General features: G+C 58.4%; 7 protein-coding genes and 1 tRNA gene. 6 read left to right on the forward strand and 2 right to left on the reverse strand.

Annotation, left to right across the window (positions count from 1 at the left end):
- A partial coding sequence (locus WBV42_RS12170) for an NADP-dependent phosphogluconate dehydrogenase (protein WP_423986272.1) occupies positions 1-743 on the forward strand: 743 nt, incomplete at its 5' end.
- A 57-nt stretch (positions 744-800) separates the two neighbouring features.
- On the opposite strand, the gene WBV42_RS12175 is transcribed toward WBV42_RS12170, so the two are convergent.
- Positions 801-1,319, reverse strand: a complete 519-nt coding sequence (locus WBV42_RS12175; protein ID WP_423986273.1) for a hypothetical protein — start codon at positions 1,317-1,319, stop codon at positions 801-803.
- 153 nt (positions 1,320-1,472) lie between these two features.
- On the opposite strand from WBV42_RS12175, the gene WBV42_RS12180 reads away from it, so the two are divergent.
- A tRNA-Arg gene (locus tag WBV42_RS12180) sits at positions 1,473-1,545 on the forward strand.
- 233 nt (positions 1,546-1,778) lie between these two features.
- A complete protein-coding gene (locus WBV42_RS12185) occupies positions 1,779-3,062 on the forward strand; it encodes a PQQ-binding-like beta-propeller repeat protein (protein WP_423986274.1) in 1,284 nt (427 codons plus the stop codon).
- 42 nt (positions 3,063-3,104) lie between these two features.
- Here WBV42_RS12185 and melA read toward each other — a convergent pair whose 3' ends face one another.
- Entirely contained in the window at positions 3,105-4,412 is a 1,308-nt protein-coding gene (gene melA / locus WBV42_RS12190; RefSeq protein WP_423986275.1) for an alpha-galactosidase, read from the reverse strand.
- Between the two features lie 499 nt (positions 4,413-4,911).
- Here melA and WBV42_RS12195 point away from each other — a divergent pair, with 499 nt between their 5' ends.
- The 3 genes from WBV42_RS12195 to WBV42_RS12205 all read left to right on the forward strand — a co-directional run.
- Positions 4,912-5,073 carry a hypothetical protein gene (locus WBV42_RS12195; protein ID WP_423986276.1) on the forward strand — a complete coding sequence of 54 codons (162 nt, stop codon included), beginning with the start codon at positions 4,912-4,914 and terminating at the stop codon, positions 5,071-5,073.
- Between the two features lie 492 nt (positions 5,074-5,565).
- Positions 5,566-6,990 (forward strand): MATE family efflux transporter, encoded by a 1,425-nt coding sequence (locus WBV42_RS12200; protein ID WP_423986277.1) that lies wholly within the window; start codon positions 5,566-5,568, stop codon positions 6,988-6,990.
- Between the two features lie 156 nt (positions 6,991-7,146).
- The coding region (locus WBV42_RS12205; RefSeq protein ID WP_423986278.1) for an alkaline phosphatase family protein at positions 7,147-8,208 on the forward strand (1,062 nt) is incomplete at its 3' end.

Genomic DNA, 8,208 nt, shown 5'->3' on the forward strand with positions numbered 1-8,208 from the left:
CGGAGAAACTCGGCGACGAGAAACGGATCTGGTTGATGGTTCCCGCCGGTGACCCCGTGGACGCCGCCCTCGAAGATTTGGAACCGTACCTCGACGCGGACGACGTCGTCGTCGACGGTGGAAACTCGTACTTCGAGGACTCCGTGCGCCGGAGCGAGACGACTTCTGCGACCTATCTCGACTGTGGGACGAGCGGCGGCCCGGCAGGGGCCGAACTCGGGTTCTCGCTGATGGTCGGTGGGGAGCAGTGGGCCTACGAGGAACTGACGCCCGTCTTCGACGCCGTGGCGACCGGCCCGGCGGGACACGACCGAATGGGTGAATCGGGGTCCGGCCACTACGTCAAGATGGTCCACAACGGCGTCGAATACGCGCTGATGCAGACCTACGGCGAAGGGTTCGAACTGCTCCACGAGGGGCGCTACGACCTCGATCTGGAAGCCGTCGCGCGGACGTGGAACAACGGGGCTGTCATCCGCTCGTGGCTCCTCGAACTCTGCGAGGAGGCGTTCCGCGAGGAAGGTACCGATCTGGGCGACGTTGCCGACCACATCGCGGGCGGTTCGACCGGAACGTGGACGGTTCAAGAGGCACTCGAACAGGAAGTTCCCGTCCCGCTCATATACGAGGCGCTCTCCGAGCGGTTCGGCAGTCGGTCCGGGGACGACGGCCGCTTCTCGCGCCGGTTGGCGAACCGACTCCGATACGGGTTCGGTCGGCACGAAGTCACACGACAGGAGTAAGGCGTCGATTGGTGGGGAGAAGACGGACGGAGGAAGACGAACGAAGGGGGACGGAACTCACTCCGACGCCGTCGGGGTGGTTCGTCGAGAGACGACGAGAACGCCGGTCGAATAACAGGCGTAGTAGCCGAGGAACACGAGGAGGACCACGACCGTCAGCGGATCGGTGGGCATTCCGGATGCGGAAGCGCCGGTCGTCGTGGAGTTCGCCGCGTTACCCATCACCAGCGGATACAAATGGCTCGCCAACCGGAGGAGGAACAGCGCGAAGACGGCGACCCCAACGTACGGGTGCGGTTCGTAAAACGCACCGTCGTCCGTGTGTTCGAACTCCGTGAAGGAGAGACCGATGGCGGCAGTGACGCCGCCGATACCCACGCCGACCAGGTCTTCGAGAAGGTTCACCGGACTCGTCACCGACGACGCCACGATAAACGCGACGACGACCGTGATGAGCACCGCTCGGAGTCCGAGACGCTTCTTCGACACCGGTTGTCGCCCGAACGACCGCTTGAATCGACGGTAGACGATCACGCCGAAGATTCCGACGGTGAAGAGGACCGGGAGGACGTTCATAGTCGGAATATCCGGATCGTTTTCCATCAACCTGCCGTTCGATTCGTCCCGCTCGGTTTCACGAACGAACAGATCGGCGGAGGGTCACCACGAGGGGGAAACGCGCCCGATTTTCACAATGGTTAAACGGACACCGCCTGTACGGCGTGGTGAGGGCGCGTAGCTCAGTGGACAGAGTCCTTGGTTCCGGACCAAGATGTCGCGGGTTCAAATCCCGTCGCGCCCGCTCCTTTCGTGACGAACGGACGTGAGGAACGAATGAGCGAAAGCGACGGGATTTTCAGCAGACCGAGGTTCTGCGTGAAACGCAGGTTCTCGGGCGTGGTTCAAATCCCGTCGCGCCCGTACGTGCATCCTACTGTCCCAAGAGTATGGATTACGTATGAACCCATTCTCAAACATGTATGTATGGTATGAGTTCGGGAATGTATTTATACACGAATTTCGAATCATCCATAGATGTCACCCGGATTGGGCCGACGACAGGCTCTCACAGTCATCGGTACCACATTCATCGCTGGTTGTTCACGTTCTTCGCCAGATAACCCCACATCGACTTCGGACACGACCCACGCAACAACGACGAGTAGCAATCGAACGACCAAACCGACGACGCCGATCGAACAGACCTCAAAAGACGTCAAGACAAGCAAATTGTGGCCTCAAAACCGTCTCAACGCCCAAAATACGGGATACGCAGATGCGACCGGCCCTACCAAATCACCGCTCCAATACTGGGAGCATAGAGTCTCAAAGGGGATTCGATTCGTCGAATCACCGGTACTCGGAGAAAAGCAGCTTTTTATTCCGAATATCGGAAGCGACGAAATCATCGTGCTGAACCTCTCGGACGGAACAAAAAAGCGAGTTCTCGACGTCCCGGGTCAGATGAACTATTCTCCGGCGATAGTCAGCGACGTACTCTATGCACCGTCAGGTGAGTTCGTTGTGGCAATCGATCCGAAAACGGGCCACACACGGTGGAAAACCGACCTTTCGGGGGGAGCGGGACCGGTGACGGTCGTCGATTCAACGGTGTTCGTCGGAGTCACTGACGGATCATCCGCGGTGTACGCGCTCGATACAACGACGGGGAAAATCAAGTGGCGGGCCGAAACTGGACTGATAACCACACCACCGGCCATTCAAGATGGGACGGTCATCGTCGGGGACTGGAGCGGGTTTATCCGCGCTTTCCAGAGCGACGATGGGACGGAGCTGTGGTCACATCCAGTCGGTCGGGACGATTGGATACAAGCGGCACCGGTCATCAGCAAGGATACCGTGTTCGTTTGTAGTGGGACCCATCGATATGACCACGGGCACGTCTATGCATTTGAACTGAAAAACGGAAAAGAACGCTGGTCGAAGGAGTTCGGGACGGGGCTCAGCCGTTCCCCTGCGATAGGGAAAAACAACTTGTACGTCGCCGGTTTCCACGGTGAATTGTATGCGATTTCCCAAGCCGACGGGAAGAAACAGTGGACCTACACGCCGGAGGGAACCGACGGCGATACTGCGACGGCCATCTCCGTCGATTTTTCACCGATCACTGGGAAGGACACGGTGTACTACACTGGTTCTGATCAGCAGCTCCATGCGATAAACGTCCGGACCGGTAAGAAACGATGGGGGACGAAAAACACTCATGGGGTCACTCTTGGGCCGATTCTCGGCGGTGAATATCTGTTCACGGGCAGCACCCGGTCACTGTTTGCTATCGGTCCATCACAGGACAAGTGATCCGAAAACACGTCAACGTTCGGCGGCAATAGAAAGGCGAGACTATTCGAGCCTTGGAATGTATTCGGCGTTGGCTTCGATGAGTTCCTCGGTCATCTCGTGGAGTTCGTCCAGCGAACAGGCCGCGGCGGAAAGCGGGTCGAGTTTGACGGCTTGGTGGATTTTCTCCCGATTTCCTTCGAGCGCACCTTCGACGGTGAGTTCGTACACGGCCGAATGCTGACGGTCGAGCGCGGCGAGTTGGGTCGGGAGCACGCCGACCGACGCGGGATGAAGGCCGGTTCCGTCGACGAAAACGGGGACTTCGACGCAGGCGTCGTTCGGGAGGCTTTCGATGGCGTTCGTCGCGTTCGAAACGTTCAGGTTGAACCGCCGCTGGGTACCGGTTTCCAGCGAGTGGATGATTCTGGACGCGTACTCCTCCGAGCGTTCGACGCCGACCGAATCGAGGTCGATGTCGAGTTCGAGGTCATCCCGTTCCGCCGAACGGGCTTTCCAGCCCTCCAGATACGTCGCGGTGGGCATCCGCTCCGCGAAGTTCGTCCCGTCCATCTCCTCGATGGCCGCGTCGTCGGTGCGCACGTACGGGACGTACTCGCTCATGTGATGGCTCGATTCGGTGGGAAACGCGCCGAAGTGTTTCAGCATCTCGAACCGGACGGTGTCCTTTCGATAGGTTTCGTCGTTCTCGGCGGCGTCACGGAGCGCCGGGTAGACGGAGTGGCCGTCGTGTTCACATTCCAAGAACCACGCCATATGGTTGATACCCGCGACCCAGTACTCCAGTTCCGACGCCGGGACGCCGACGTACTCCGCGATGGCCTCGGCGGTGTGCGGAACGGAGTGACAGAGACCGACGACGTCGATGTCAGTAGCGTCGAACAGAGCCTTACAGATGATCGCCATCGGGTTCGTGTAGTTGAGAAGGAGGGCATCGGGACACAATTCTTCCATGTCGGCGGCGAGGTCGAGTATCGTCGGAATCGTACGGAGTCCGCGGAAAATTCCGCCCGGTCCGGTCGTGTCGCCGATGGATTGTTTCACGCCGTACTTCTCGGGGATACGAATCTCGTTTTCGAACGGTTCGGTTCCACCGACGTTGATCATATTCAGGACGTAGTCCGCGTCTGCGATCGCTTCTCGGCGGTCGAGTGTTGCCTCGACGATCGCATCGAGCCCTTCGTTCGCGATCATCGTCTCGGCGATTCGATGGGTTTGGGCGAGGCGGTGCTCGTCGATGTCCATCAACGAGAGTTCGCTGCTCGAAAGTTCCTCGAACGAGAGTATGTCCCCGATCAATTTCCTCGCAAAGACCATACTCCCCGCACCGATCAGGGCAATCTTCGACATGGTAGGGATATCTCCTCGGCGAGGTCATTACCATTTCGCCGGATAGTATCAGAATTAGGTCGAGCGTGCGGCGTGAAGAACCGGCCCTCGTTCTGCTGGCGCGTCACCCCGTACACGCTCTCTCGGGAGCAAAGAGCTTTTCCGACGCACTCACAGAGCATGAAATCATCCCACGCCGTGCCGGGTAGCCCCAAGGCCAAAAGGTGCTCCAGTGAGAAACACACGGCAGAGATACTTGATATATAGAGTTTTACTAATTAGAGTTATAACTCCGTTTTTAGTATGAACTGTTAAAGTCACTGTTTGAAAACATCACGAACAGTGGGCGGAAAACACATTCATAAATAGACATTATCGGACGTATAGAACCGTGAAAAACGTGTGATGTAGCCGCACGTGCCATTTTGGAGCACCGAATCAAGGGCGTCATTTCGTTCCCATTCCGAACTATTCAATTATACATCACATAATAAAGATAGATGCATGCCAACAGACTACCATGTCGATCAGCCTGAATGACCCGGAATACACGGTTGAGAGTCCCGCCGACCGACCCTCCCTTCGAGAGACGGACGACGGCGAATGGATCGCATCCGACACGAGCGGACGTTCGTGTCGTGGGGCGACGCCAGCCAGTGCCATCGCGTCGCTCCGGCAGTAATTATCCGCACAAGTATTTTCACCCAAACTTCGGTTCAGGTTAGTGCTACGCTGTTGTAGCTGGTAATTACTTAATCTAACAGTCGTCCAAGCCGAAGTATGCCCATTGGCTTACCCGAATACGCAGTCCGAAATCCCGCACAGTGTCCCCAGGTTCGTCAAATTTCCAACAATAAATGGAGAGCCAAGGACGAGCACGGCCGATGTGCTTCAGGGTCGACGCCCGCCCAAGCGATAGCGAGACTGAAGCCATAACCGTGAATTCCCCCGAATAACGCCGGTTTAGGGGGTGTTTAATCGATGACCGCTTGAGCGACGGGTCAGTCCGAACTCGAAAGTCGTAGGACCGAACGACTGATTTGGAAACCGTCTGACCGGAGCGGGGTAGAGCTGTGGGTCTTAAGGCGTCGATTCGGAAGGAGTTACGGCATAGTTCGTCGATCCGAGTACGATTCGGAATCTTGATGTCAAGGTATTTCGTTTCGAAGGTACGATGACCAGCACACAGTCCAGCAGTTCGATCACTGACGGTGGACTGGTGCGACCGATGTTCGAACTCGCGTGGCCGATCGTCGTCATTCAGCTTCTACAGGTGATGTACAACGTTGCGGACACCTTTTGGCTGGGACGGTTGTCGTCCGCCGCGGTCGGTGCGATGAGTATCGCATTTCCGCTCATCTTCTTCCTCATCTCCGTCGCGGGCGGGTTTACGACGGCCGGGAGCATCTTGGTCGCCCAGTTCACCGGGGCGGACAGCGAAGGATCCGCGGGGAAAGTCGCGGGCCAGATACTCTCGTTCGTGTTGCTCCTCTCCGTCCTCCTCGCTATCGCCGGATACTTCCTCACCGAACCGATGCTCTCGGTGATGCCGTCACAGGGCGCGACGGCCACTCAGGTCGTTCCGCTCGCTCGGGAATACATGGAGACGTACTTCCTCGGATTGCCCTTCCTGTTCGGGTTCTTCGTCTTCACGTCGTTGATGCGCGGGTACGGCAACACCCGTACCCCGATGCGTATCATGCTAGTGAGCGTCGCCGTCAACGTCGTTCTCGACCCGATACTCATCTTCGGGGGCGGACCGATTCACGGCATGGGCGTCCGCGGTGCGGCGCTCGCGACCATCTCCGCACGGGCCGTTGCGAGCGTTCTCGGACTGTACGTCCTCTTCTATACCGATGCAGGACCGAACGTCAGTGTCGACGACCTCGTCCCGGACCTCGGTCTTATCTGGAAGATAATCCGGATCGGCACGCCGAGCGCCCTCGAACAGTCCACGAGTTCGCTCGCGATGATTTCTCTGACCGCGATGATCGTCCAGTTCCAACCGGCGGTGGTCAGCGCCTACGGACTCGGAAACCGCCTCGTGTCGCTCGTGTTCCTCCCAGCGATGGGACTGGGTCGAGCGACGAACACGATGGTCGGTCAGAACCTCGGCGCGAAGAAACCCGACCGAGCGGAGCGCGCGGTGTGGCTCGCGGCGAAGGTCGGTGCGGGTGTGATGTTCATCGTTGCAATCGTTGCAGCGTTGTTTCCCCACCCTATCGTCGGCGTCTTCATGGCGACTGGAACCCCCCAGGCCCACGAAACCGTCCAGTTCGGGAGTCAGTACCTCAGGATACGATCGGTCGAGTTCGCGTTTATGGCCGTCCTACAGGTGCTCCTCGGCGCGTATCGCGGTGCAGGCAACACGAAATTGGCGATGGCGTTCTCGATGATCACGCTGTGGCTCGGACGCGTCCCGACGGTGTACTTCCTCGCGTTCGTCCAGCATATGGGGCCGACCGGTATCTGGGTAGGGATGGCCTTCGGGAATATAATCGGAGCCATCGTAGCGGCTCTGTGGTTCACACGCGGGACGTGGAAGCGGACGGTCATCGACGAGCCGAGTGTTACCCTCACTGACGGTGAAGGGGAATGACTATTCGGTTCCAGAATTAAGAGTAGCATAATAAAATGACTAGGGAGTGTAGGAGGTTCCAATGAGTCCGACGAGCGTCGTCATGCAAGATGACACCTCTTGCTCGACGAACGGAACGACACGCGCTGGTCGTAGTTACGATCTAGGTGATGGTAAATGAGTAACGTAGATGTTCTTCTTATCGGTATCGACGCCGGATGTCTCCCCGTCTTCGAGCGGTTGTATGAGGACGACGTCATTCCCAACATCCGCTCCATCTGTGACGGGGGCGCATCCGCACCGCTTGAATCACAGATGCCGCCGTGGACCCCGAGTGCGTGGCCGTCGATGTACACCGGCGTCAACCCCGGGAAACACGGCGTCTGCGGGTTCGTCGCCTACGACGGATACGATTTCCACGTCGTGAGCGGGCAGGACGTCGAGGAACATTCCATCTGGTCGCTGCTCGATCAACACGACCTCACGAGCGTCGTCGTCAACGTCCCGGTGACACACCCGCCGGACGACATCAACGGCGCGCTCATTCCGGGGTTCATCGGTCCCGAAAACCCACGTTGTTCCCCCGATGGACTGCTGGACGACATCCGCGAAGAGATCGGCGAATACCGCGTGTACCCGACCTACTCCCGCGAGGAGTCGGATTACACCGACGCACAGAAGATGGACGAATATACGAGCCTCGTCCGCATGCGAGGGGAAGCGTTCCGCTATCTCGCGGACGAGTACGAACCCAACTTCGGGTTCGTCCAGTTCCAGAAGCCCGACACCGTCTTCCACGAGTTCGACGGCGACTGGGACAAAGTGAAGACCGTCTACGAGGAGACCGACAGGCAGGTCGGAAAGCTGCTTGAGGAGTGTGACCCGAACACCGTCTTCATCGCGAGCGACCACGGGATGGGACCGTACGAGAAGTACGAGTTCCGCGTCAACGAGTTCCTTCGCGACGAAGGCTACGTGAAGGCCCGAAATGGCGGTCGCGGAATGCCGTCGTGGAACCCGATTCAGGACGAACTCCGGGAAGGGAAGGACACGAAGACGTGGGAACCGAACACGTTCGAACGGCTGGCCGCGAAAGTGGCCCAGTTCGGCTTCACCGCGCATCGAATCCGAACCGGATTGGAGAAGGTCGGTCTCGCCGAGATCGCAAAACAGTACGCGCCGAAGAACGTGGCTCGGATGGCAAACGAACAGGTGGACTTCGCCAAATCGACCGCCTAC

This window comes from Haladaptatus sp. (genome assembly GCF_049589095.1).
In the GTDB taxonomy this organism is placed as follows: domain Archaea; phylum Halobacteriota; class Halobacteria; order Halobacteriales; family Haladaptataceae; genus Haladaptatus.